The organism is Pseudoclavibacter sp. AY1F1, from assembly GCF_002931075.1.
Taxonomy (GTDB): Bacteria; Actinomycetota; Actinomycetes; order Actinomycetales; family Microbacteriaceae; genus Pseudoclavibacter.
Window position 1 is genome coordinate 12,888 of the sequence record NZ_PSTQ01000004.1, and the last position, 22,649, is coordinate 35,536.

General features: G+C 68.6%; 26 protein-coding genes. 11 read left to right on the forward strand and 15 right to left on the reverse strand.

Annotated features, from left to right (window positions below):
* Positions 1-34: 34 nt before the first annotated feature.
* The 4 genes from C5B85_RS08355 to C5B85_RS08370 all read right to left on the reverse strand — a co-directional run bounded on the left by C5B85_RS08355 (position 35) and on the right by C5B85_RS08370 (position 3,627).
* Entirely contained in the window at positions 35-370 is a 336-nt protein-coding gene (locus C5B85_RS08355; protein ID WP_146077894.1) for a hypothetical protein, read from the reverse strand.
* Positions 371-447: 77 nt separating this feature from the next.
* A complete protein-coding gene (locus C5B85_RS08360) occupies positions 448-873 on the reverse strand; it encodes a hypothetical protein (protein WP_219819374.1) in 426 nt (141 codons plus the stop codon).
* Positions 873-2,054 carry a lipase family protein gene (locus tag C5B85_RS08365; RefSeq protein WP_258070672.1) on the reverse strand — a complete coding sequence of 394 codons (1,182 nt, stop codon included), beginning with the start codon at positions 2,052-2,054 and terminating at the stop codon, positions 873-875. Before C5B85_RS08365 ends, C5B85_RS08360 begins: the two co-directional genes overlap by 1 nt.
* 355 nt (positions 2,055-2,409) lie before the next feature.
* Positions 2,410-3,627, reverse strand: a complete 1,218-nt coding sequence (locus tag C5B85_RS08370; RefSeq protein ID WP_104285581.1) for an MFS transporter — start codon at positions 3,625-3,627, stop codon at positions 2,410-2,412.
* A 122-nt stretch (positions 3,628-3,749) separates the two neighbouring features.
* Here C5B85_RS08370 and C5B85_RS08375 point away from each other — a divergent pair, with 122 nt between their 5' ends.
* The 8 genes from C5B85_RS08375 (at position 3,750) to C5B85_RS08410 (ending at position 10,157) form a co-directional block, all read left to right on the forward strand.
* Positions 3,750-4,196 carry a MarR family winged helix-turn-helix transcriptional regulator gene (locus tag C5B85_RS08375; RefSeq protein WP_104285582.1) on the forward strand — a complete coding sequence of 149 codons (447 nt, stop codon included), beginning with the start codon at positions 3,750-3,752 and terminating at the stop codon, positions 4,194-4,196.
* Positions 4,197-4,299: 103 nt separating this feature from the next.
* Entirely contained in the window at positions 4,300-5,949 is a 1,650-nt protein-coding gene (locus C5B85_RS08380) for an ABC-F family ATP-binding cassette domain-containing protein (protein WP_104285583.1), read from the forward strand.
* Positions 5,950-6,167: 218 nt separating this feature from the next.
* A complete protein-coding gene (locus C5B85_RS08385; protein WP_104285584.1) occupies positions 6,168-6,905 on the forward strand; it encodes an MSMEG_4193 family putative phosphomutase in 738 nt (245 codons plus the stop codon).
* A 16-nt stretch (positions 6,906-6,921) separates the two neighbouring features.
* Positions 6,922-7,530, forward strand: coding sequence for a DUF3090 domain-containing protein (locus C5B85_RS08390; RefSeq protein WP_104285585.1), 609 nt, complete (start codon positions 6,922-6,924; stop codon positions 7,528-7,530).
* A gap of 308 nt (positions 7,531-7,838) precedes the next feature.
* The gene (locus C5B85_RS08395) at positions 7,839-8,624 is read left to right on the forward strand and encodes an SCO1664 family protein (RefSeq protein WP_374953092.1); all 786 of its coding nucleotides are present in this window, start codon (positions 7,839-7,841) and stop codon (positions 8,622-8,624) included.
* 223 nt (positions 8,625-8,847) lie between these two features.
* Positions 8,848-9,306, forward strand: a complete 459-nt coding sequence (locus C5B85_RS08400) for an SRPBCC domain-containing protein (RefSeq protein WP_104285586.1) — start codon at positions 8,848-8,850, stop codon at positions 9,304-9,306.
* 150 nt (positions 9,307-9,456) lie between these two features.
* Positions 9,457-9,942, forward strand: a complete 486-nt coding sequence (locus C5B85_RS08405) for a DUF2975 domain-containing protein (RefSeq protein ID WP_104285587.1) — start codon at positions 9,457-9,459, stop codon at positions 9,940-9,942.
* A complete protein-coding gene (locus C5B85_RS08410) occupies positions 9,942-10,157 on the forward strand; it encodes a helix-turn-helix transcriptional regulator (protein ID WP_104285588.1) in 216 nt (71 codons plus the stop codon). The genes C5B85_RS08405 and C5B85_RS08410 overlap by 1 nt, the downstream gene beginning before the upstream one ends.
* Before the next feature lie 81 nt (positions 10,158-10,238).
* Here the strand turns inward: C5B85_RS08410 and C5B85_RS08415 are convergent, their stop codons facing one another.
* Positions 10,239-11,453 (reverse strand): zinc-dependent alcohol dehydrogenase, encoded by a 1,215-nt coding sequence (locus tag C5B85_RS08415; RefSeq protein WP_104285589.1) that lies wholly within the window; start codon positions 11,451-11,453, stop codon positions 10,239-10,241.
* 188 nt (positions 11,454-11,641) lie between these two features.
* Between C5B85_RS08415 and C5B85_RS08420 the strand changes: the two genes are divergently transcribed.
* The 3 genes from C5B85_RS08420 (at position 11,642) to C5B85_RS08430 (ending at position 14,251) form a co-directional block, all read left to right on the forward strand.
* On the forward strand, positions 11,642-12,259 hold the full coding sequence (locus C5B85_RS08420) for a maleylpyruvate isomerase family mycothiol-dependent enzyme (protein ID WP_258070673.1): 618 nt from the start codon (positions 11,642-11,644) through the stop codon (positions 12,257-12,259).
* Positions 12,256-13,227: a carbohydrate kinase gene (locus C5B85_RS08425; protein ID WP_258070674.1), complete on the forward strand. Its 972-nt coding sequence runs from the start codon at positions 12,256-12,258 to the stop codon at positions 13,225-13,227. The genes C5B85_RS08420 and C5B85_RS08425 overlap by 4 nt, the downstream gene beginning before the upstream one ends.
* 271 nt (positions 13,228-13,498) lie before the next feature.
* Positions 13,499-14,251 (forward strand): sulfite exporter TauE/SafE family protein, encoded by a 753-nt coding sequence (locus C5B85_RS08430; protein WP_258070675.1) that lies wholly within the window; start codon positions 13,499-13,501, stop codon positions 14,249-14,251.
* 116 nt (positions 14,252-14,367) lie between these two features.
* On the opposite strand, the gene C5B85_RS08435 is transcribed toward C5B85_RS08430, so the two are convergent.
* From C5B85_RS08435 to C5B85_RS08480, 10 genes are all read right to left on the reverse strand, one after another.
* Positions 14,368-14,613, reverse strand: coding sequence for a hypothetical protein (locus C5B85_RS08435; protein ID WP_104285591.1), 246 nt, complete (start codon positions 14,611-14,613; stop codon positions 14,368-14,370).
* A gap of 105 nt (positions 14,614-14,718) precedes the next feature.
* On the reverse strand, positions 14,719-15,750 hold the full coding sequence (locus C5B85_RS08440) for a DUF3445 domain-containing protein (RefSeq protein ID WP_219819375.1): 1,032 nt from the start codon (positions 15,748-15,750) through the stop codon (positions 14,719-14,721).
* The gene (locus C5B85_RS08445) at positions 15,747-16,736 is read right to left on the reverse strand and encodes a PDR/VanB family oxidoreductase (protein ID WP_104285592.1); all 990 of its coding nucleotides are present in this window, start codon (positions 16,734-16,736) and stop codon (positions 15,747-15,749) included. The genes C5B85_RS08440 and C5B85_RS08445 overlap by 4 nt, the downstream gene beginning before the upstream one ends.
* Positions 16,733-17,503 carry a dimethylamine monooxygenase subunit DmmA family protein gene (locus C5B85_RS08450; RefSeq protein WP_104285593.1) on the reverse strand — a complete coding sequence of 257 codons (771 nt, stop codon included), beginning with the start codon at positions 17,501-17,503 and terminating at the stop codon, positions 16,733-16,735. The genes C5B85_RS08445 and C5B85_RS08450 overlap by 4 nt, the downstream gene beginning before the upstream one ends.
* 5 nt (positions 17,504-17,508) lie before the next feature.
* Positions 17,509-17,910, reverse strand: a complete 402-nt coding sequence (locus C5B85_RS08455; protein WP_219819376.1) for an ethanolamine utilization protein — start codon at positions 17,908-17,910, stop codon at positions 17,509-17,511.
* A 150-nt stretch (positions 17,911-18,060) separates the two neighbouring features.
* A complete protein-coding gene (locus C5B85_RS08460) occupies positions 18,061-18,447 on the reverse strand; it encodes a biopolymer transporter Tol (protein WP_258070676.1) in 387 nt (128 codons plus the stop codon).
* A 50-nt stretch (positions 18,448-18,497) separates the two neighbouring features.
* On the reverse strand, positions 18,498-20,027 hold the full coding sequence (locus C5B85_RS08465) for an aldehyde dehydrogenase (NADP(+)) (protein WP_258070677.1): 1,530 nt from the start codon (positions 20,025-20,027) through the stop codon (positions 18,498-18,500).
* Complete coding sequence (kdgD, locus tag C5B85_RS08470; protein WP_104285594.1) at positions 20,024-20,983, reverse strand: 5-dehydro-4-deoxyglucarate dehydratase; 960 nt, start codon at positions 20,981-20,983, stop codon at positions 20,024-20,026. Before kdgD ends, C5B85_RS08465 begins: the two co-directional genes overlap by 4 nt.
* A gap of 128 nt (positions 20,984-21,111) precedes the next feature.
* Complete coding sequence (locus tag C5B85_RS08475) at positions 21,112-22,008, reverse strand: LysR family transcriptional regulator (RefSeq protein WP_104285595.1); 897 nt, start codon at positions 22,006-22,008, stop codon at positions 21,112-21,114.
* 45 nt (positions 22,009-22,053) lie between these two features.
* A complete protein-coding gene (locus tag C5B85_RS08480; RefSeq protein ID WP_104285596.1) occupies positions 22,054-22,548 on the reverse strand; it encodes a RidA family protein in 495 nt (164 codons plus the stop codon).
* Between the last annotated feature and the right edge of the window lie 101 nt (positions 22,549-22,649).

The window sequence follows — 22,649 nt, forward strand, 5'->3', positions numbered from 1 at the left end:
GTCTCCGGATGCCCCGTCGCCTGCCTGAGGGTCCTCAGCTCGCCTCGGGAGCGTCGCGCTCCCCTAAAGCGTCACCGTCGGCCACCCTGACCGTCGGCGGTGCAACGGCCGGGTCCGTCGCGTCTTGATGCGCCTGGCCAGACAGCACAGGGTCCGGTCTCCAGCCGTGCGCGTGAAAGTGCGTGCTCTCTCCGGAGCCGCCCTCGTCTCTCCAGCGTTCCTCGCCCTCTAGGACTCCCTCGTCGAGGTTGACTTCACCCATGATCGTCGCCGCCTCACTGCGCTCGGATCTCGCGGGCAGCCGACTGCCACCCGACTCCTCCGAGGTAAGCACTCGAGGCTCCGAAGCGGATGCACGCGGGGCGAGCATCCGCTTCGCATCCTCACTCGCGCGGTCGCGGGTCCCGCTCCAGCCGCACAACCGGACGCGCACTCAGCCCCTGGGAGTTAGCCCTCCAACGGCTCAATGGCCGTGATCTTCGCCGACCACGGGCAGTACACGTCGCTTGTGACGGTTCCGTCCTCGACGTACTCGGGAAGGCCGTCGCAGACCTCCGTCGTGAAGTCCGCGAACTCGAGCGTCGCCGGGTCAATGTGCCAGGTCCACGGCTCGTTCACCGAGGCGTCATCGCGCACGACGGTGCCGACGGGGATCGCCGCCACCTCCTCGCCGTCCAGGAGCTTCTGGGCGTGCTCGACGAGTTCTGGCGTCGCCAGCTCGACCCTGTAGGTCTGGTCGACGACCTGGAACGTGGCGACCGCCCGCGAGAGCGGCGCCTCGGGCTGGGCCGCGCATCCGCTCAGGGCGGCAACCGCGCCGACCACCGCCAGCGGTGCAAGGGCGATGGATGCGACCCGACGGGTCTTGGACATCAGGAACCTCCGTTGTCGGGGACATGCTGCTCGAGCCAGCGTTCCAGCTCGGGAAGCGCTTCGTAGGCGATCGTGCCGTGGCTTGCGCCCGGCACCGTCACGGCATGGACGTCGACCCCGATCGACTCCTCGTGGGAGACGAACGCCGCGGTGTCGGCGGGCAGCACCAACTCATCCGCGCTCCCTTGCGCGATGAAGAGGGGCGCCTCGAAGGCCTTCGACCCGGTCGAGTTCTCCGCGAGGAGTGTCGCCCAGGGCTCGACCGAGGTCGGGTCCTGCAGCGTGAAGTCGCCGACGAGCGGCTGCCCGATCTCGTGCAGCTCGGTGAGGCTGCTGAGCAGGCAGAGCGAGTTCATCTGCGCCACCTTCTCTATCGCGGGAGGAGTGAGGATGCTCGAAAGTTCGGCCCCCGGCACGCCCGCGTAGACCTCGGCGAAAGCCGGGAACGCGTACGCGCCGATCGTCACGCCCGAGATGTCGTCGAGGTGCGAGCCCATGAGCTTCGTCAGGTCGGCGGCGGGTGCTGCCGCCGCAACCGCCGCGATTTTGAGCTCTGGCGCATAGCTCGGGGCTTCCTGAGCCGCGAACAGCACAGCCTGGCCGCCCTGCGAGTGCCCCCAGAGCACAACCTCGGCCCCGGCCTCTGCTGCTTCGATCTGCTGCGCCGCGCGCACCGCGTCAAGCACGCTTCTGGCTGCCGTCTCCCCCACCAGATACGAATCCTGCCCGGCCTGCTTGCCGTCGGCCGTCTCGATGCCCATCCCCAGGTAATCGGTCGCGACAACCGCGTAACCGCGGTCCAGCATGAGGCGCAGCCCCTCGACGCCGATGAACGGGTCGAACGCCCGCGATGGCGCGCACGAGGGGTCGGTGCCGGTCGTGGGATGCCCCCAGGCGAGCACCGTGCGGCCCCCATCGGGTGCCTCCCCATCCGGCACGACAACAACGCCCGTGACCAGCACCGGCGCGCCGTTCAGGTCGGTCGACGAGTACATGATGCGCCACGCCTGCGAGCCGATGGGTGTGCCGAGGAGCTGCTCGCTCCGCACGAGGGTCCCAGGCTGGCTCAGAACGCCGCCACCCGGCTGCTCGTAGAACGCGGCCAGCTCACCCTGTTCGATCGTGTCACCGCTCACGCGCAGCACCTCGGCGCCGACGACGATCGCGACGAGAGCGAGCACCCCGGTCACGATGAATGCGGCGACACGCTTCGGCGACCGAGCCCGAGGCGCAAAGCCCGCGGCACCTGCAGAACCCGCAGAGCGCGCAGAACCTGCGGAGCCCGCAGAGCGCGCAGAGCCCGCAGAGCCCGCAGAGCCCGCAGAACCTGCAGCAGCGCGGGTCGGACGGGTCGGGTTCGCCTGATGTGAAGAGTCCTGAGGTTGGTCCGGTGTCGTCTCTGCCACGTGCGGTCCTGTTCTGAACTGGCCGAGCCTCCTGGCGCATCCGACTCGCATGCGCTCGAAGGTGAGCGAAGACGCAGCCAGCGGGGGTTCGGAGGCTACGAACTCAGTTTCGACCCGGCCGCGCGCCCGGTCAAGCGGAATGGGCAGGAGCGGGCGCCACCTGCGCGGCCGGCAACTCGCTCGCGCGCTCACCTCGGCGGAGCTCACCACCGGGCATGACGCCCGCGATCAGCAGCGCGGCGAGGCCCGCAAGCGTCACCGCGGCGCCGGCCCAGAGCGGCGAGGCGTAGCCGAGCCCGGCGGCTATGGTCAGCCCGCCGATCCACGCGCCGAACGCGTTCCCGATGTTGAAGGCGGCGATGTTCGCGCCGGAGGCAAGCGTCGGGGCGTCACCGGCGAAGTTCATGATGCGCATCTGCAGTCCGGGGACCGTCGCGAACCCGAAGCCGCCCATGAGGACAAGCAGCACCAGCGTCGCGGCCTGGCTCGACGCGAGCAACGCGAATGCGACGAGGATCACGACGAGTCCGACGAGCAGGACCAGCAGGGAGCGCCCAAGGTTCCGGTCGGCCGCCCTGCCGCCGACGATATTGCCGACGAAGAGGCCGACGCCGAAGAGCACCAGCAGCCACGGCACGGTGGACGCAGCGAACCCGGACACCCCGGTGAGCGTGAACGCGATGTAGCTGAAGGCCCCGAACATGCCGCCGTATCCGAGCACCGTGACGATCATCGAGGCCCCCACCTGCCCGGACCGGAAGATGCGGAACTCCGCGAAGACGCTGCCCCCGCTCGTTCGTCCCGCCGTCGCGGGGATGAGCAGGGCGATGCCGATGAGGGAGACGACGCCGATCACGGCGATCACCCAGAACGTCGAGCGCCAGCCCGCGGCTTGCCCGATGAACGTGCCGATCGGCACGCCGAGCACGTTGGCGACCGTGAGCCCCGCGAACATCAGCGAGATTGCTGCGGCCTTGCGATTCGCGGGAACCAGACTCGCTGCGACGACCGCCCCGATCCCGAAGAAAGCGCCGTGGCTGAGGGCCGCGACGATGCGCCCGAGCATCATCACCTCGTAGCTGGGAGCCATCGCCGAGAGTACGTTGCCCGCGATGAAGATCACCATGAGGCCAACCAGCGCTTTCTTGCGATCGATGCGCGTTATGGCGACCGTGAGACCGATCGCTCCTACGGCGACAGCGAGCGCGTAGCCGGAGATCAGGTAGCCGGCGACCGCCTCCGAGACGGCGAAGTCGGCGGCAACCTCTGGCAGCAACCCCATGATGACGAACTCGGTCAGCCCGATCCCGAACCCGCCGAGGGCAAGGGCGAACAACGCGATAGGCATATTTCCCCCAGCGATATACGGCGTGTGCAGTAGTTGCACGCGCAACGAATAAGATGTTTGCACACGCGCTATATCCGCGCAAGTGGGGTACCATTCCCGGAGTACACACCCGAGGAGGACACATGGGAATTGCCGACGACGCCGTGGAGATCCGCGCACGCGGATGGCGCACGCTCGCCGCCCTGCACGGACTCATCGAGATGGAACTCGAGCGCTCGCTGCAGCGCGAGCACAAGCTGTCGGTTGTCGAGTTCACCGTGCTCGACGCCCTCAGCCGCCAGGACGGATGGCACATGCGGATGCGGCAGCTCGCCCGCGCCGCCGCCCTCTCGAGCAGCGCAACCACTCGCCTCGTGACCCGCCTGGAAGACAGAGAGCTACTCACCCGCATCCTCTGCGACGACGACCGCCGCGGCATCTACACCGAACTCACGCCCCTCGGCCGCGAGCTCCTCGAGCGAGCCCGACCCACCCACGACTCCGTGCTCGAGCAGTCACTCGCCGAGGCCGCAGAGGTACCGGAGCTCGCGCCGATCGTCGGGGCCCTGCACGCGGACGCCCTCGTCTAATCCCAGCGCGTCGCCGTCCCCGTCTACCCCAGCGCGTCGCCGTCCCCGTCTACCCCAGCGCGTCGCCGTCCCGCGAGGCTCGCAAGTGAGCGACCATAGAGCAATGACCGCAACCCTCGTCGCCAAGGACCTCGCCGGTGGCCACGACCACCGGACACTCTTCTCGTCGCTCAACCTCGTTGTCGCGCCAGGCGACGTCGTCGGCGTCGTGGGCGCGAACGGCGCGGGCAAGTCGACCCTGCTTCGGCTGCTCGCCGGCATCGACGAACCCCAGGAGGGCAGCGTCTCGCTCGCTCCCGCCGACGCCTTCATCGGCTGGCTGCCCCAAGAGCACGAGCGTGTCGCAGGCGAGACGGTGGCCCAGTACGTGGGCAGGCGCACTGGCACCACCGAGGCGACCAGGGAGATGGATGCGGCCGCCGAGGCCCTCGCGGAGGAAGCTGAGCCAGGCGCCCCAGACCCGGGCGACATCTACGCGGTCGCCCTCGAGCACTGGCTCGCGAGCGGCGCCGCCGACCTCGAAGAGCGACTCCCGGCAGTCCTCGCCGAGCTTGGCCTCGAGCTGAGCGCAGAGGCCCTCATGACCTCGCTCTCCGGCGGCCAGGCCGCACGTGTCGGACTCGCGGCGCTCCTCCTCTCACGCTTCGATATTGTGCTGCTCGACGAGCCGACCAACGACCTCGACCTCGACGGTCTCGAACGGCTTGAGGCGTTCATCCAGGGTCTCCGCGGTGGGGTTGTCGTCGTGAGCCACGACCGCGAGTTCCTCGCTCGCAGCGTCACCCGCGTACTGGAGCTCGACCTCGCACAGCACAGCAACCGCGTGTACGGCGGCGGGTACGAGGCCTTCCTCGAGGAACGCGCGACTGCGAAGCGCCACGCACGCGAAGAGTACGAGGAGTTCGCCGACAAGAAGGCCGACCTCGTGGGGCGCGCCCGCACGCAGCGCGAATGGTCCAGCCAGGGTGTCCGCAACGCCATGCGCAAGGCACCTGACAACGACAAGATCCGCCGGAAAGCCTCAAGCGAGTCGAGCGAGAAACAGGCGCAGAAGGTCCGCCAGATGGAGAGCCGCATCGCTCGCCTCGACGAGGTCGAGGAGCCCCGCAAGGAATGGCAGCTGCAATTCACCATCGGCACGGCACCTCGTTCCAGCTCCGTCGTCTCGACGCTGTCGCGCGCCGAGATCCAACTTGGCGACTTCACCTTCGGCCCCGTCTCCGTGCAGGTCGACGCCGGGGACCGCATCGGCATCACGGGGCCGAACGGCGCAGGCAAGTCGACCCTGCTCCGCCTGCTGCTCGGGCGCATCCAGCCGGACTCGGGAGCCGCGAGCCTCGGCTCGAGCGTCGCGATCGGTGAGATCGACCAAGCGAGGGCGGCCCTCACCGGGCCGGCTCCGCTGGCCGAACAGTTCGAAGCCCAGGTGCCGGACTGGCCGAGCGCGGAGGTGCGCACACTTCTCGCCAAGTTCGGCCTCAAGGCAGACCACGTCAGCCGCCGCGCCGACGAGCTCTCGCCCGGCGAGCGCACCCGGGCAGGCCTCGCGCTCCTGCAGGCTCGCGGCGTGAACCTCCTGGTCCTTGACGAGCCGACGAACCATCTCGATCTCGTCGCGATCGAGCAGCTCGAGCAAGCCCTCGAGAGCTACGAAGGCACCCTCCTGCTCGTCACCCACGACAGGCGGATGCTGGAGACCGTGCAACTGAATCGGGCCTGGCAAGTCGAGGGCGGGCAGCTCACCGAGCGCTGAGGTACACGCAGGCTGGCTGGCAGCGCAGGCAGCGCAGGCAGCGCAGGCAGGCTGGCTGGCTGGCTGGCTGGCAACGCAGGCTGGCTGGCAGACTGGCAGGTAGGGCGGGCACGCTGGCAGGCCGCGCAGGCAGGGCGGGCACGCTGGCACGCTGGCACGCCGCGCAGGCAGGCACGCGCGCAGGCACCTCCAGTGGCACAGCGATTAGGGTGACTCGCATGGCCACCGTCATTCTCGTCCGGCACGGACGCACCACGGCGAACGCGAGCGGGCTGCTCGCTGGACGCACCCCAGGAGTCTTCCTCGACGAGACGGGCAGGTCGCAGGCCGCCGTGACCGGGGCGAGGCTCGCCGCCGTGCCGCTCGCGCGGCTCGTCACGAGCCCCCTCGAGCGCTGCATCGAGACGGCGGCCGCGATCCGCGCGCAGCAGCCCACCGCCCCCTTCGCTGACCCGCGCCTCGAGCCCACCCTCGACCTCATCGACGACAACATCACCGAATGCGGCTACGGCGCCTGGCAGAACCGGAAGCTCGCCGAGCTCGCCAAAGAAGAGCTCTGGGCGACCGTGCAGACCCAGCCGTCTGCGGTGACCTTCCCAGATGGCGAATCGATGGCCACGATGCAGGCGAGGGCCGTCGCGGCCATCCGCCGCCACGACGCCGAGGTTGAGAAGGAGTTCGGGCCGGGCGCCGCCTGGGTCGCCGTCAGCCACGGAGACATCATCAAGTCGGTGCTCGCCGACGCGCTCGGGATGCACCTCGACCTGTTCCAGCGCCTCGCCGTCGGCCCCGCATCCGTCTCGATCATCAGCTACGGCAAGGCACGCCCGAGCGTTCCCGTCATCAACTCCGACGCGGGAGACCTCTCCTGGCTGGCCCCGAGCGTGACTTCCGCGGCAGGCGCACCCCATTCGGGCGACGCGACCGTCGGTGGCGGCGCAGGCCGGGCCGCCTGAGCATAGGCTTGAACACATGACGACCCTCGTGCACGAATTCGACTGGCCGGACCGATTTGTCGTCGGCACGCTCGGCAAGCCCGGCGAGCGAACCTTCTACCTGCAAGCCCGCGACGGAGCCCGCGTCGTGAGCGTGATCCTCGAGAAAGAACAGTCGGCCCTTCTCGCTGAGAAAGTCGACGAGATCCTCGACCAGATCATGCTCGAAGACGGAAACCGCTATAGCGTTCCGAGCTCAACACCCATCGAGCTCATCGACGAGGAGCCGCTCGACACGCCAGTCGACGGCCGGTTCCGCGTCGGCACGATCGGCCTCGGCTGGGAGCCCGCCACCGCGCAGGTCATCCTCGAGGTGATTCCCGTCGTCGAGGTTGAACTCGAGATCGACGCGGACGTCGACACGGAGGCCCTCGAGGCCGAACTCGCCCGCATGGCAGGACTCGACGAGCTCGTCGAAGCCGCCGAACCGGAGGAGCTCCTGCGCGTGCGCATCCCTGTTGGGTCGGCCAGAGCGTTCGCGAAGCGCACCCTCGAGATCGTCGGCGCCGGCCGGTCGCTGTGCCCGCGCTGCGGCCTCCCGATGGACCCGGAAGGCCACAACTGCCCGGCAGACGACGGCCTGTGACCGAACCCGAACCCGACGCGGACGCGGACGCGGACGCGCAGGCGCAGGCGAACGCGGACGCGGACGCGCAGGCGAACGCGAACGCGCAGGCGAACGCGAACGCGCAGGCGAACGCGAACGCGCAGGCGAACGCGAACGCGCAGGCGAACGCGAACGCGCAGGCGAACGCGGACGCGCAGGCGAACGCGGACGCGCAGGCGAACGCGGACGCGACGGCACCTGACTCAGACGCAGCCCAGCCCCATGCACAAGCACAGGCAGAAGCGCAGGCAGAGGCACAAGCGCGGGCAGAGGCAGTGGCAGTGGCAGTGGCAGAGCCTGGCCCCACGCTTGAGCTCACGGCGCGCGTCATGAGCGCCTCGAATGCGACGTTCGTCGGCACTTACACGGCTCCCGGCGCCGACCCGGTCGAGGTCGTCTACAAGCCCTCCCGGGGCGAGAAGCCGCTCTGGGACTTCCCCGGCAACGACCTCGCCAACCGGGAGGTCGCGGCCTATCTCGTCTCTGAAGCGCTCGGCTGGAACGTCGTGCCGCGCACCTGGCTCGGCGACGGCCAGTTCGGGCCGGGGATGCTCCAACTCTGGCAGGACGTCGACGAGTCCCAGGATGCGGTCGACCTCGTCGACGCGACGGAGCTCCCCGAAGCGGGATGGCGGACCGTCCTGACCGGCGAGGACGAAACCGGCCGCGAGGTTGTGCTCGTGCACGAGGACTCCCCCACGATCCGCCGCATGGCGATCTTCGATGCCATCATCAACAATGCCGACCGCAAGGGCGGCCACGTGCTCGCCATGACCGACGGGCACCGGTACGGCGTCGACCACGGCCTGTCCTTCCACGTGGAGCCAAAGCTGCGCACCGTGCTCTGGGGGTGGGTCGCCGAGCCATTCACGGATGAGGAAGCGGCGGGCATCCACAGGCTCCGCCAGGCACTCGACGACAAGCGTGATGATGGCCTCGGAGTGCAACTGGCCACGCTGCTCGCCGACGCCGAACTCGAGCAGCTCGCCGCACGCATCGACCGCCTGCTTGAGGACCGCGAATTCCCGGTCCCCGAGGGCGACATGCCGGCCGCCCCCTGGCCGCTCTTCTGAGTTGCCGCCTGGAAGGAGTCGCAGCGCGGAAGAACTCGCAGTCCGGAAGAACTCGCAGGCAGGAGGACGTCGCAGCCTGGAGGACGTCACAGGCAGGAGAACGTCACAGGCAGAAGGACGTCACAGGCAGAGGGACGTCGCAGGCTGGAGGACGTCACAGGCAGGAGGACGAGTCGCCACCAGCTTCGAGGTGGTTCCAAACCTACGGGCCTAGCTTGGCGCCATGACTAGCCCGGAAACCGCAGCCCAGCCCGAATTCACCCTCCGCCGGAACGTCACGGCACCCCGCGATCGTGTCTGGCGCGCATGGACGGACCCCGCAGAGCTCACCCACTGGCACCATCCCGCCAAGGTCTCGACACCTCTCGACACAATCGTCCTCGACGTCCGCGAGAGCGGTGCGTACCACTACACGATGGTCAACGACGAGAACGGCGACGAGTACCCGACTGCCGGCACCTACCTCCTGGTCGATGAGGGCAAGCGCCTCGTCTTCACGTGGGGCCTGCCGGAAGACGACCCTGCAGAGTCCCCCGTCGTGAGCGTCGATCTTGCACCAAGCGGGGACGCGACCGAGGTCATCCTGCACGTGCGCGGCATCGCGGGCGAGCCGGGTGATGACAACGTCTACGACGGCTGGACCGAGGCGCTCGAGAACCTGGCCGCGCATCTCGAGCCCTGACGAAGCCACAATCCAACCCACAGACGAACCTGAAGACAAACCCGAAAACGAAGCCACAGACAAGTGAACGCACGGTTTGCCTGAACCGCAACCTCGAGTACTCTATCGATAATCGATAGAAATACATCGTTGGCCAGTAGGAGGTCCGCCATGGGCGCCGTCACCATCACCGCCTTGAAGGTTCTCATTGCGCTGTCGCTCGCGGGCTCCCTGGTCGTCCAGCTGCTGTTGCTCCCGCTTGTGTGGGCTGACCTGGCAGGAACACCCTCGGTGGCCCGCGTCGCGTTGGTGGCCCTCGCCGCCATCTTCGTCTTCACCCTGCAGGCCAGCGCGGTCTGCATCTGGCGCCTCCTCACGATGGTCCGCCGGGGCTCGGTCTTCTCGCAGGGCGCCTTCCGCTACGTCGATACGATCATCGGCGCCATCGCCGTGGCCGCCTTGACGATCCTGATCCTCGCGATTCTGCTTGCGCCCGGCGCCGCCGCCCCTGGCTTCATCGGCCTGCTCTGCGGCGCCGCGCTCGTCACGTTCGGCGGGGCCCTCCTCATGGTGGTCATGCGCATGCTCCTCCGTCTCGCAACTCTGCGCGAAACGGAAGCGCAAACCCTCCGCAGCGAGCTCGACGAGGTCATCTGATGGCGATCGCGATCGACATCGACGTCATGCTCGCGCGTCGCAAGATGTCCGTCGGCGAGCTCGCCGAGCGGGTCGGCATCACGCCCGCCAACCTCGCCGTCCTCAAGAACGGCCGGGCCAAAGCCGTGCGCTTCACAACCTTGGAGGCACTCTGCGAGGCCCTGGACTGCCAGCCGGGCGAGCTCCTCCGCTGGGAGCCAGCCTCGACAGGGTGACAGGGGCGACCGAGTACCAGATTCTGCGGTACGACAGATTCGAGCGCGAGGACAACTCCCCTCTGCCGCTTCCGGTGGCTGCTAGCCGCGGGGCTTCAGCACGACCTTGATGCACCCGTCCTGCTTCTTCTGGAAGACGTCATACAGGCGGGGCGCGTCCTCAAGCGGAACCCGATGCGTCACGAGGTCCTCTGTGCCGAGCGGGTCGCTCGCATCCTCGACAAGCGGCAGCAGCTCGGGAATCCACCGCTGCACGTTGCACTGCCCCATGCGGAGCGTGAGCTGCTTGTCGAACATCGTCATGAGCGGCATGGGGTCTGCAACTCCCGCGTACACACCGCTCAGCGAGACCGTTCCTCCGCGGCGCACAGCGTCGAGGGCCAGCATGAGCGCCGAGAGCCGATCGACGCCGACCGTTTCGATGACCTTCTTCGCGATCGTGTCCGGCAGCAGGCCTGCACCCTTCTGCGCGAGCCCGGCCAGGCCTGCCAGGCCAGCACCCGCGGCGGGACCGGCGCCGATGCCGTGCGCTTCCAGACCAACCGCGTCCACGACCGAGTCCGGGCCGCGACCACCTGTCGCCTCCCGGAGCGCGTCCGCCGTCGCCTCGTCGAAGTCGAAGACCTCGACCCCATAGCGCTCCGCGAGCGCACGGCGCTCCGGCACCGGGTCGACGCCAAGCACTCGGTACCCGAGGTGCTTGCCGATGCGAGCTGCGAACTGACCGACCGGCCCGAGACCGAGCACCGCGAGCGTTCCACCCTCCGGAACTTCGGCGTACCGCACCCCTTGCCACGCCGTCGGGAGGATGTCGCTGAGGAACAGGTAGCGCTCATCGGACAGCGCGTGCCCGACCTTGATCGCGTTGTTGTCCGCGAGACGCACCCGGAGGAACTCGGCCTGCCCGCCTGGCACCGAGCCGTAAAGCTCCGTGTAGCCGTAGAGGGCAGCTCCAGTCCCCTGGTCGCGGTTCTGCGTGACGTCGCACTGCGTCGACAGCCCGGAATGGCACATCTCGCATTCTCCGCAGGCGATCACGAACGGCACAACGACCCGGTCCCCGACGGCCAGCTTCGTGACACCTTCGCCCACCTCCTCGACGATCCCCATGGTCTCGTGGCCGAGGATGTCGCCCTTCTCGAGGAACGGCCCGAACACGCTGTACAGGTGCAGGTCGGATCCGCAGATCGCGGCCGACGTCACTCTGATGATGATGTCGCCCGCATCCTCAATCGACGGCTTGGGGACCGTCTCGATCTCGACCTTGCCATTCGACTGCCATGTCAATGCACGCACCGGAGTTCCTCTCGTCGGGGGCGATGTACCTTCGGGGTGGTGTACCCCTCCCGAGGCTACGGAGGCCCGCGTCGTGGCGCGACGGGGTTGACTTCCCAGCCGGTACACGGGGCGAGGCACCGCACATGCCGCGTGCGCCGCCCAAGGGATGCTCGCAACCGCGTCGGCGACACGGTAGCGTCGGTCTGGTGAGCCGACAGAAGACGCACTGGGAGATCGTGCACGCCGAGCGGCGTGCCCTCGCGGACGACCTCACCCCCTTGAGTGACAAGGAATGGGCCACCCCTTCACTCTGCACCGGATGGACGGTGCATGACGTGCTCGCCCACCTCGTGAACGACGCGACGACAACTCGCCTCAGCTTCGTCGCGCAACTGGCGGCGGCCCGCTTCGATTTCGATGCGCTCAACCAGCGCGGCGTCGAGTCAGAGCGTCGAGCACGCCCGCTGGATACGCTGGCCAGGTTCCGCGAGGTCGCCGACCGCACCTCCAGCGCCCCGACGCCAGCCGCGACGCGCTACGTGGAGGCCATCGTGCACGGCGAGGACATCCGCCGCCCGCTTGGCATCGCGCACACCTACCCCGTCGACGCCGTCCTCGAGGCCATCGTGCACCAACGCAAGACGCCCGTCGCGATGGGCGGTGGGCGCGAGCTCGCCGCCGGCCGCCGCCTCGTCGTCACAGACGCGGGCACCACTGCCGCAAATCCCCTCTCGCTCGGCCAGGGGCCGGCCGTTCGGGGCACCGCCATCGACCTGCTCCTCTGGCTGAGCGGTCGCGATATCGCACCGGAGGCGATCTCATGAGCACCCGACACGCATCCACCGATGGCAGTCACGTTTCGATGACTGGCGGCGACGGCGCGAGCACCCTCGTGATCGGTGAAGCACTCGTCGACCTCCTTCCCGGCGACGCGAGCTCTCCGGACGGCCGGGCGCTCCCGGGCGGCTCCCCCATGAACGTCGCCGTGGGCCTCGCCCGCCTCGGGCACCGCTCCCAGCTCGCCGCACGCCTCGCCGACGACCAACTCGGTCGCCTCGTGCTCACCCACCTCGAGGAATCGGGCGTCACCCTCGTCGACGGTGCGTTCGATGGGCAACGCACCTCGACCGCGAGAGCCACCTTGGACGAGCACGGCAGCGCAAGCTACGAGTTCGACCTCGACTTCTCGCTGCCAACGCCCGACCTCGCGGGTCTCGACCTTCTGCACACCGGTTCGATCGGCGCAGTCGTCGAACCAGGCGCTGCCGTCGTCCGCGCCGCTTTCTCCGACGCCAGGGAGCGCGGCGGGATCCTCACGAGCTACGACCCCAACGTGCGCGCGGCCATCATGGGCGAGCGCGACTCCGTGCGGGCGCGCGTCGAATCGCTTGTCGCCCTCAGCCACGTCGTGAAGCTCAGCGACGAAGACGCCGAGTGGCTCTACCCGGACCTCTCCCCCTCTGAGGTCCTGCAGCGGTTCGTGGAGCTCGGCGCTCGACTCGCCGTCATGACTCGCGGCGGCGACGGCGCGCTCGCGCGCACTCGCGACCGCGAGCTCGCCGTGCAGGCGCCGCCCGTGCGGGTCGTCGACACTGTCGGGGCGGGCGACGCCTTCATGTCGGGCCTCCTGCACGCTGTGTCGACCCCGAGCATCCGCCGCGGGCTCCTCGACGGCCAACCTGACACGAGCTGGGTAGATGCGGCCCTCGCGACGGCCGCCCGCAGCGCTGCCGTGACGGTCGCGCGCGCCGGAGCGAACCCACCCTGGCCGCAGGAACTCGCCGGCAACTGACCTGGGACTGCAGCACGTCGGAACCTGATGCGGACCGGCGAGCATCTTGTGCGTGACATGCGAGACCTGGGTAGCCGACCCAGCCCACGTAGTCCAGGTAGCCCACGTAGCCCCGACCCAGCCCACTAGCCGACGCAGCGAACAGAGCCCACAGAGCCCCGGCCGGATACCCGTTGTGGAGCCTGCGCCACGCCGCGGGAGGCGTATCCGGAGACATCGCCACCTTGTCGGCACAACAGGACAAATCGCAGATCGGGCCTAGACTCGTTGAGTGCTCGAGCTGCTCCCCCAACTGCCCGCATTCGCCTGGGCGCTGCTCGCGGTCGCCGCCTTCGCCGTCGGCATCTCGAAGACCGCTCTCCCCGGAGTCACGACCCTGTCGGTCGCGACCTTCGCCGCTGTCCTCCCCGCCAAGCAGTCCACCGGCGCGCTCCTGGTGCTGCTCATCGTCGGCGACATGTTCGCCCTCTGGACTTACCGGCGCCACGCTGACTGGCCCACGCTCGTCAAGCTCATCCCGGCTGTCGCCGTCGGTCTGCTCGCAGGTGCCGCGTTCCTCGCCTTCGCCGACGACGACTGGGTGCGACGCGTCATCGGCATCATCCTGCTCGTCCTCGTGGCGATCACCGTGTGGCGCCGCTACCGCACCCCGGAGACGCCGAGCGACCGAGCCGCCAAGGTCGCGCGAGCCAGCTACGGCTCGCTCGGCGGGTTCACGACGATGGTCGCCAACGCCGGCGGGCCCGTCATGTCGATGTATTTCCTCGCCGCCAAGTTCCCTGTCAAGGCCTTCCTGGGCACCGCCGCCTGGTTCTTCGCGATCGTCAACATAGCGAAGCTGCCGTTCTCGATCGGCTTGGGCCTCATCACGCCGGGCACCCTGGTTTTAGACCTGCTCCTCGTGCCGCTCCTCATCGGAGGTGCCTTCCTTGGCCGCTGGCTCGCGCCGCGCCTCAGCCAGAAGCTCTTCGACCGCATCGTGCTGGTGCTGACGATCGCCGGCGCCGTCTACCTGCTCGTGTAGCGCAGGCACCCAGGCTGCCCCGTGTGCCCGCGACACCGGGCCTCGCCAGCCGGCTCGCGCACGCCCACTGCGGTGTAGTACGCCGAGAGAAGCGGCGGGCGACGCGGCGGGAGACGCTACGACGAGCGCCGGAAAAGCCCCTTCAGTCGCGACATGTGGCGATCCGTGAATTCGTTCGAGAGCTTCATCGTCTCGGCCGTCAGGTTGCCGCCCGCCATGATGGAACGGAGCGTCGCCTCGGCCCGCTCCTGCTGAGTCGGGGTGCGTTGCGCGCCGGAAGCGGCGGCCCCGTCGACCCCGCGCTCGCGCTCGTGCTCCAGCTCGCTCTCGCGCGCGCTCGGGACCTGCTCAGCATCAACCATGACGGCAAGGCTACACAGCAGCTCGACTTCGCCGTTCGCCCGCACCGCAGCCGAGGAAGTGCGCCCGTCAGGGGGCCGATGGGCTGTGCTCGCCAGGGGTGCCCGTCAGGCCGCGCCAGCCGCATCCCCCTCGCAGACGCCCCCGAATTCCCGGAGCCAGCGGATGCCGACCTCGCGAGTACGCAGCACCCCCTTGTACTCAGCCATGTCGTCCGGCAGCTCCTCGAGCACTTCCGCCGTGCGTGCCGCCCACTCTGACACCGTGGCGAGAGCCGCGAACGGCAGAAGGTAGCTGCGGATCAGGAACATGATGGCGTTCGATTCGGGCAGGCGGATGAGGTGCTGCACCTCGGTGCGAAGATGCAGCCGTTCGCCGACCGCAGCGAGAGGACCATCCACGAGCGACGTCCGGTCAGGGCCCCACTCCGGATAGGTCTCCGTCGACGTGTCGAGCTTCCCGTCGACCGTGAGCGTCCAGTTGGTGCGCCGGAAGCTCTGCCCCGGCTCGAGGCGCATGAGGAACTCCTGCGCGCGCGGGATGACGCCCTCGTCGTGCACGCGAGGAACCGGGCCGTGGATCTCGAGGAACGACATGCCGACGTCGAATCCGAACGACCAGTCCGCGGCGAACGTCACGAGGCCGGCATCCGCCCACAGCTCGCCGTCGCGCTGATCAAGGAGCACGATGTCTTCCTGGATTTGCTGACCGATGAAGCCGAGCGGGCCCTCAGGCATCGACGACGCTTCGCCTACGGCGAAGCAGCGGTCAACGCCGAGGAGGCCGTTGTGCCAATGCCACCCGCCGCCCTCTCGCGTGAGGCTCATGTGCTCCGGGTACGCCTCGGCGAGCTGCTCCATGAGCACGAACATCGCGTCCCACGCGGCCGGGACCATGTGCGGCAGGCACTGCAGCCGAGACGGGTCATCGCTCAGGATGCGGGCTCGCTCGGCGAGCTCACCCCGATACGCGTGGTCGATGTCGACCGGATGCTCGCCCCAGGAACCGGCGGCCGTGGCGCGGGGCACGGATGCCGGCTCCACGTTGGTGCTGTAGCGGTAGGTCTCCTTCGGGAACGGGAACGGGAAGGCGGCGACTGCGACGGAGTGGTCGACCTCGCCGGGGATGGATGCGGTCACAGTTCAAGCTCCAGGATCTCGCCTCGCGGGCGGGAGACGCACGGCATGAGGCAGTCGCCGCGGCCCTTCTCCTCATCGGTGAGGAAGCTGTCGCGGTGCTCGATGCCCGCGGTGTCCTTGTCCCCGGAGCCTGGGCGCACTCGGACGGCGACGCGGCACTCACCGCAGACGCCCTGCCTGCAGAGGTTCGGCACGGGCACGTTCTCGGCGAGCAGCGCGTCGAGGAGAGTGGTGCCTGACTCGACACGGATCGTGCGTCCAAGGCGCAGCAACTTCGCATCGAAGGGCTCGCCCGGCTCGAGAGCGGGGGCAGTGAAGGCCTCGGCGTGGACGCGCGAGTCCGGCCAGCCGGCCGCCCCGGCCGCGCTCGTCACGGCCTCGATCATGGCGACCGGACCGCACACGTAGAGGTGCGCCCCCAGCGGCTGGTCGATGAGGGCAGCTGCGAGGTGCGCGCGCAGCTCTCCGCGGCTGCCGCAGACCGTGAGGCGTCCCCCGCTCAGTTCCTCAAGCTCTTCGCGGTGCGCTCCCCCGCCCTCCCCGTGCGCATAGACCACCTCGAAGGAGCGGCCCCACTCGGCGGCCGCCCTCGCGTGCGAGAGGATCGGGGTGACGCCGATGCCGCCCGCGATCAGCAGGTGGTGCCGCGCAGAGAGCACGGGTGGGAACGCACTCGACGGCGCACTGGCCGTGACCGAGTCGCCTGGCTGCAGGCCGTGCATCCACCGCGAACCCCCACGCCCCGCCTCGTCGAGTCGGACCGAGATCGAGTAGGACTCGGGGCGCCGACCTGGTCCAGTGAGTGAGTAGGAGTTGCGGGCGGGCGCGGCGCCCGGAACCTGAGCCCCGACCTGCACGGCGATGCTGCTGCCGGGCGCAAACGACGGCAGCGTGCGCTCGCTCGGGTCGCGGAGCGTCAACGCGCGCACCCCGCCCCCGAGTTCTGTGATGCCGGCCACAACAAGCTCGAGCATCACAGCACTCATGCGAAAGCCAGCTGGCTCGGCTCGCGCGCGGGCTGCGGCGTGGCAGCGAGCTCCGCGTCAGCGAAATACCCCAGGTACGCGCCCTGTCGGCGCGAGAAGTGGTAGTAGATGGTGAGCTGCAGGCCGCAGCCAGCGCACGTCACAGTCCCGTTCGCCGCGCCAGTCCCGTTCGCCGCGCCAGTCCCGTTCGCCGCGCCAGGGCCGAGCGTCTTCGACTGACAGTGCCCGCAGGAGACGAGGACCCGGCCAACTTCAGATGCCGGAGGGGCGAGTACAAGCGTGATCTCCTCGTCGAGCACTCCGGCTTCGTGCAGGATCGCGCGCAGCGCCCCGAGCGAGGGCTCGTCGCCGACGACCCGAAACCGCCACCCGGTTCTGGCCTCGGCGAGCGCCGCGGCGATGCGGTCTCGCGAAGCGCGCGAGGCCGCAGTGGCGAGCTCGACCACCGTGCCATGGCCGCGATCCGCTGGCGCCTCGCCCGTTGCCAGGACACCGGCGCTCACGTCTGGACGCCCCTCCGCCCCGACGAGGAACGTGATCGTGCGAGCCGCGAAGGCTCCCTCGAAGGCGGGCCTGCCGGCATCGCGGCTTCCCGCGTCCAGCATCCGGCGCCACCTTGAGGAGCTCGTGGCCGTCGCGCTCACACCCGGCGCCGTGTCCAGGCCGAGCACAGTGCCCGGGGTCGGCGCGACCGGGTTCGCACCTGTCGTCTCACATTCCGTCTCACGTTCCGTGACACCTGCTGCCGCTCCCGTCGTCGCTCCCATGATCGTCAGGGAGCGACGGAGCGGTGGCCGACGTAGAAGGCGAGCGCCGAGTCCTCGGTGCTGAAGAGGATGCGGGAGCCCTTCGGGAAGAAGATGGCGTCCCGCGGACCCGCGAACGAGACCTGACCCGTATCCACGTTCTCGAGACGGAAGGTGCCGGAGAGCACCACCTTCATCTCGTCGTAGTCGTAGAAGTAGTCGAGCGGCGCGTCGGTGTGGGTGAGCGCGAAGTAGCCCGCCGACATGGCGGAGCCGTCAGGGTTCGAGTAGACGTCGGCGATGTACCCGTCAGTGCCCGGGTACTGCTCGAGCGGCATGCGCGGGAGGTCAGCCCAGAAGTCCGGCGTCACCCTGAACGGAGGGATAGCCGTGGTCACGGCGTCGATGCTCATGAATTCAGTGCTCATGAACCCAGTATCGAGTGAACGTCGTTTCCTCCGTGTAAACGGTGGTGGTCGATCTGGTTCCCGTTCGAGCACACACGCGGGCCCGGGATGCAGGCAGAGCTGCGTGCGCGATACGGGGTCGGCATACGGGCTGGGATACGGACCGGGATCTCAGGCGTCGTGGGCATCCAGAGCGTCGAGCTCGGCCAGCGCCGTCCGCGCCCGCTCGAGGCGTGCCGCCTCAGGCTCCTCCCACCAGCGCGGCCCGCGCTCGCCCAGCCCGTGCTTCGCGAGGCCGACCCGCTTGCGCGAGGCCGCGACCGCCTCCTCATCACCACGGCGCTTCGCGGCACCCACCCCGGATCGCGCCCGCCCGAGATGCGACTTCAGCCGCTCCACCAACTCAGCGGGCAGGCTCGGGTCGGTGCGCCGCCAGCGGCGGCCCTTCACGATCAGCCAACGTTCATCGTCGATCGCCGAGTCCGACTCAGCGTCAGCGTCAGCGTCAGCGTCAGCGTCAGTGTGACGTTCCGGCTCGCCAGCGCGCTTGATGGCCATACGCCGACACTACGCGCGTACGACCATCAAGCGAGGGCACCGACTACCGATCAGCGCGTGACACCAACTGCACCGTCGACGCGACGCGGGATGCCGAGCGGATTCGCTTCCTTGAGACCATCGGGAAGCAGAGCTTCGGGGAACCCCTGGTAAGCAACCGGCCTCAGGAACCGGAAGACTGCAGCCGCCCCGACCGACGTGGTTGCGGGTGCCGTTGTCGCCGGGTACGGTCCACCGTGCTGCTGTGCGTAGGTCACGGAGACGCCCGTCGACCACTGGTTCCAGAGAACGCGGCCGGCTTTCTCCTGTGCGAGCTGCACGAGCTCGCGCACGCTCTCGATCGCCGTATCCGCTTCCTCACCGAAGACGCTGACCGTGAGCTGTCCAGCGAATTCGCGGAGAATGCGCACCTGGTCGACCTCGTCGTTGTACGTGACAACAACTGCGGCCGGACCGAAGTGCTCCTCAGCCAGCTCCGCAGCATGCTCGAGGAAGGTGTTGGCGTCGGTGCTGTACAGCGAGAGCCCGCGAGCACCAGCCGGGGTCCCGTCGGCGTGGGCGAGCGTCGTCAGCTTGGGGTTGCCGTGCAGCCATTCGAGAGACCGCTCGAACCCGGACTCGATTCGAGCGTTCAGAAGCCTGTGCGTCTCGAGCTGCTGGATCTCCTGGAGTTCGGCCAGCAACGGGCTGCCCGCGGGTACAACCAGGACGCCCGGCTTGGTGCACAGCTGGCCTGAGCTGCCGGCGACGGCAGCAAGGAACCCCGCCGCGATCTCGGTCGCCCGCGTGTCGGCTGCGGCGCGCGTCACGAACACCGGGTTGACGCTTCCGAGCTCACCGAAGAAGGGAATCGGCTCTTCACGCGATGCAGCGAGGTCGAAGAGGGCCCGGCCGCCCGCGATCGAGCCAGTGAATGAGGCGGCCTTCAGCGCGGGATGCAGAAGAGCCCTGCGTCCGTTCTCGGTTCCGGTCACGAGGGCAAATGTGCCTTCGGGGGCGCCTACCGCGCGCAGCGCAGTCGTGACGACAGCTGCAGTCGCGACCGAGAGCTCGACATGGCCAGAGTGCGCCTTGACGATGACGGGGCACCCCGCCGCGAGAGCCGATGCGGTGTCTCCGCCAGCGACGCTGAACGCGAAGGGGAAGTTGCTCGCGGCGAAGACCAGGGCAGGACCGACGGCGACGAGGTGCCGCCTCAGGTCCGGGCGCGGGGCCCCCATCGGCCAGTTCACGTCGGCGTGGTCGATGGTCGCCTGCGAGAGCTGGCCAGCCTCAAGCTCATCAGCGAAGAACCTAAGCTGGAACGTCGTGCGTGCCAGCTCGCCCTTCAAACGCCCCTCGAGGAGGTTCGTCTCTCGCATGGCGATCGAAATCAGGCTCCCTGCGGAATCGTCGAGGGCGTCGGCAACGAGGCGGAGAGCGGTGGCTCGGCCGGCCGCCGAGGTTGCACCCCAGACACGGGATGCTCGAGCGGCACGATCAACAAGCTGATCCACAACCGCATCTGCATCCACCCTGGCCGCGTCAGCCGCCGGTGCCGAGGCTGCGTCGACGACGGTCAGGTCGGGGCCGCCCGTCACGCTGTCGCTCCGCTGAGCGCCGCGGTTGAGACCCCCGTGAGTGCCGACGTGCGGTCGACCAGCGCTTGCAGGTCGTCTGCGTCAACCTGCGTCAGGCGCTGCAGCGGTGGACGGACAGTGCCGCCGTCTCGGCCGACAGCGTCAAGCCCGGCCTTGACGATCGAGACGCCGTAGCCTTTCTCCCGGTCTCGGATGTCGAGGTAGGGGATGACGAACTCGTTGAGCTTCTCGTAGACCGTCTTGCGGTCATTCGCGAGCACATCACGGTGGAAGTCGAGCGCGAACTCCGGGAGGAAGTTGCAGAGCGCAGACGAGTAGGTGTTGAAGCCGAGCTGGAGGAGCGGGAGCGCGAAGGTCTCGGCGGTCGGGAGCCCGCCGATGTACATGAGGCGATCACCGAGGCGGGCGTAGATGCGGGCCATGGCCTCGATGTCGCCGATGCCGTCCTTGAAGCCGACGAAGTTCGGGTTCCGCTCGGCCAGGATTTCAACCGACTCGGCGGAGAGGATGGCGTTGGCACGGTTGTAGACGATCACACCGAGAGATGTGGCGCGGCACACAGCCTCAACGTGGGCGACGAGACCCGCCTGCGACCCCTCAGTCAAGTACGGGGGCAGCAGCAGGATTCCGTCGGCGCCCTGCACTTCAGCGTCGGCCGCCTGCTGCGTCGCCACCGCAGTGGCGCCGGTCGCTGGCGCCACGATCGGCAGGCGGCCGCCGACCTCGTCGACCGCGACGGAGACGACGCGACGGACCTCTTCAGTCGTGAGCGAGAACCCCTCGCCCGTCCCACCGGCGACGAACAGCCCAGCCAAGGAGAACCCCGACTGCCAGTCGAGGTGCTGACGGTAGCGGTCTTCGTCGACCTGAAGAGCTTCGGTGAAGTGCGTCACCGGGAAGGTGAGCAGGCCGCCCTTGAGTGTGGCGGCGAGATCTGTTGGGTGCAGTGCTGACACGGTGTTGCCTTTCGTAGGTCCGCGGCGGAACTGCGCCGACGCCGCGACTCGGTAACGAAAGGCTAGGCAACGCCATTGATGCCTGTCCAAGTGCATTCGGACATGATCAGATGCCGTAGAGGTATCGACTACTCGGGGAAGAGACTGGAGGCTTCCAACGCCGCGAGGGCACGGTGAATAAGCGCCCGGTGCTCGTCACGACGCCAGATGGCGTGGAGCTCAACGGGGTACGGGTCGTGCGTCAGGATGGGCTTGAAACTCACCTGACTGAAGCCAAGCATCGAGGCCGACTCCGGCACGATGGCGATTCCGCGGCCGGCGGCCACGAGGCCGACCAGAGAGAGGATCTGGCTCACCGTGTGGGTGTACTTCCAGCGCGAGACCGGCAGCATGCGCACGACGATGTCGTAGAAGTAGCGAGCGTTCACGGGGTCGTGCATGATGAGGTCTTCGTTCGCGAGATCGTCGACCGTCAGTGGTCGATTGCGTCGGGCGAGCGGATGCTGCGCGGGCACAGCGACCACGAGCCCCTCACGAACCAGGAGCTTCGAGGAGTAGACGGCCGGGTCCACTGGTGGCCGCGCCAGCGCGAGGTCGATCTCCCCCTTGGCGAGCGCCGCCAGCTGGTCGCGCGTGACCATCTCACGGAGGTCGACGCTGACGTCGGGCAGGACCTCCTCGAGGCGGTTAATCACGGCGCCGAGCAGCACAAATGAGCTCGACGCCGTGATTCCCAACCGCAAGACGCCGCTTGATCCTGCCGCGACGGTCCTGGCGATCTCGGGCGCCCCATCCGCCACGGCAATCAGCCGGCGGGCCTCAGCGAGGAAGGCCTCGCCGGCATCCGTGAGTTCGACGCGCCGATTGCTTCTCGCGAAGAGCTGCACGCCGATGGTCGCCTCGAGGCGCTGAATCTGGCGGCTCAGCGGCGGCTGCGTCATGCGGAGCCTGTCCGCGGCGCGACCGAAATGGAGCTCTTCCGCCACAGCGATGAAGGCGCGTACCTGATCAAGTGAGTAGGAGATGCCGAAAACCTACCACTCCCCGCGCGAACGAGGCAGCCGTCCAAGCTAGGCGGCTGGGCGGAGCCCGACCACGAGTTCGATCTCCACCAGCGCGTCCGCCGGCAGCCTCGGCACGCCGAGCGCCGTGCGCGCATGGCGGCCCGCTTCTCCGAGCGCCGCGACAAGGAACTTCGACGCCCCCTCGATGACGCTCGGATGCTGCACGAAGCCCGGCGCGCTCGCCACGTAGCCGTTCAACTTAAGCACCCTGGCCACCCGTTCGAGCCCAACGGCCCGATCCAGTTGCGCGATCGCGTTCGCGGCGCAGAGCTGCGCGGCCGCGATTCCGTCGTCGATCGTAGGGCCGTCGCCGACAACACCCTGGAACGCGACGGCCCCGTCCAGCTTCGGGATCTGCCCGGAGACGAAGGCGATATCGCCCCACACCACAACCGTGTCATAGGTGTAGGACGCGTCGGCGGGCTTGGGGAGCTCCACCCCCATCCCAGCGAGCCTCTCCTGTACCTCGCGAGCAAACGCCGCACCGTCTTCTGTGGTCATCTCGTCGATTCCTCTCCTCGTGTGATTACGTTCTCGTTACGGACCGATTACCGGGCACGCTACGTCGCGCGCCGCCGCCAAGTCCAAGACCACCTCGGACC

What these genes read in the sequence shown, in the direction of transcription:
- C5B85_RS08435 (WP_104285591.1), bottom strand. Translation starts at nt 14,613, where the DNA reads ATGGTTGATGCTGAGCAGGTCCCGAGCGCGCGCGAGAGCGAGCTGGAG.
- C5B85_RS08480 (WP_104285596.1), bottom strand. Translation starts at nt 22,548, where the DNA reads ATGACCACAGAAGACGGTGCGGCGTTTGCTCGCGAGGTACAGGAGAGG.
- C5B85_RS08360 (WP_219819374.1), bottom strand. Translation starts at nt 873, where the DNA reads ATGTCCAAGACCCGTCGGGTCGCATCCATCGCCCTTGCACCGCTGGCG.
- C5B85_RS08385 (WP_104285584.1), top strand. Translation starts at nt 6,168, where the DNA reads ATGGCCACCGTCATTCTCGTCCGGCACGGACGCACCACGGCGAACGCG.
- C5B85_RS08460 (WP_258070676.1), bottom strand. Translation starts at nt 18,447, where the DNA reads ATGGCCATCAAGCGCGCTGGCGAGCCGGAACGTCACACTGACGCTGAC.
- C5B85_RS08355 (WP_146077894.1), bottom strand. Translation starts at nt 370, where the DNA reads ATGCTCGCCCCGCGTGCATCCGCTTCGGAGCCTCGAGTGCTTACCTCG.
- C5B85_RS08450 (WP_104285593.1), bottom strand. Translation starts at nt 17,503, where the DNA reads ATGGGAGCGACGACGGGAGCGGCAGCAGGTGTCACGGAACGTGAGACG.
- C5B85_RS08410 (WP_104285588.1), top strand. Translation starts at nt 9,942, where the DNA reads ATGGCGATCGCGATCGACATCGACGTCATGCTCGCGCGTCGCAAGATG.
- C5B85_RS08370 (WP_104285581.1), bottom strand. Translation starts at nt 3,627, where the DNA reads ATGCCTATCGCGTTGTTCGCCCTTGCCCTCGGCGGGTTCGGGATCGGG.
- C5B85_RS08390 (WP_104285585.1), top strand. Translation starts at nt 6,922, where the DNA reads ATGACGACCCTCGTGCACGAATTCGACTGGCCGGACCGATTTGTCGTC.
- C5B85_RS08380 (WP_104285583.1), top strand. Translation starts at nt 4,300, where the DNA reads ATGACCGCAACCCTCGTCGCCAAGGACCTCGCCGGTGGCCACGACCAC.
- C5B85_RS08425 (WP_258070674.1), top strand. Translation starts at nt 12,256, where the DNA reads ATGAGCACCCGACACGCATCCACCGATGGCAGTCACGTTTCGATGACT.
- C5B85_RS08455 (WP_219819376.1), bottom strand. Translation starts at nt 17,910, where the DNA reads ATGAGCACTGAATTCATGAGCATCGACGCCGTGACCACGGCTATCCCT.
- C5B85_RS08405 (WP_104285587.1), top strand. Translation starts at nt 9,457, where the DNA reads ATGGGCGCCGTCACCATCACCGCCTTGAAGGTTCTCATTGCGCTGTCG.
- C5B85_RS08400 (WP_104285586.1), top strand. Translation starts at nt 8,848, where the DNA reads ATGACTAGCCCGGAAACCGCAGCCCAGCCCGAATTCACCCTCCGCCGG.
- C5B85_RS08375 (WP_104285582.1), top strand. Translation starts at nt 3,750, where the DNA reads ATGGGAATTGCCGACGACGCCGTGGAGATCCGCGCACGCGGATGGCGC.
- C5B85_RS08445 (WP_104285592.1), bottom strand. Translation starts at nt 16,736, where the DNA reads ATGAGTGCTGTGATGCTCGAGCTTGTTGTGGCCGGCATCACAGAACTC.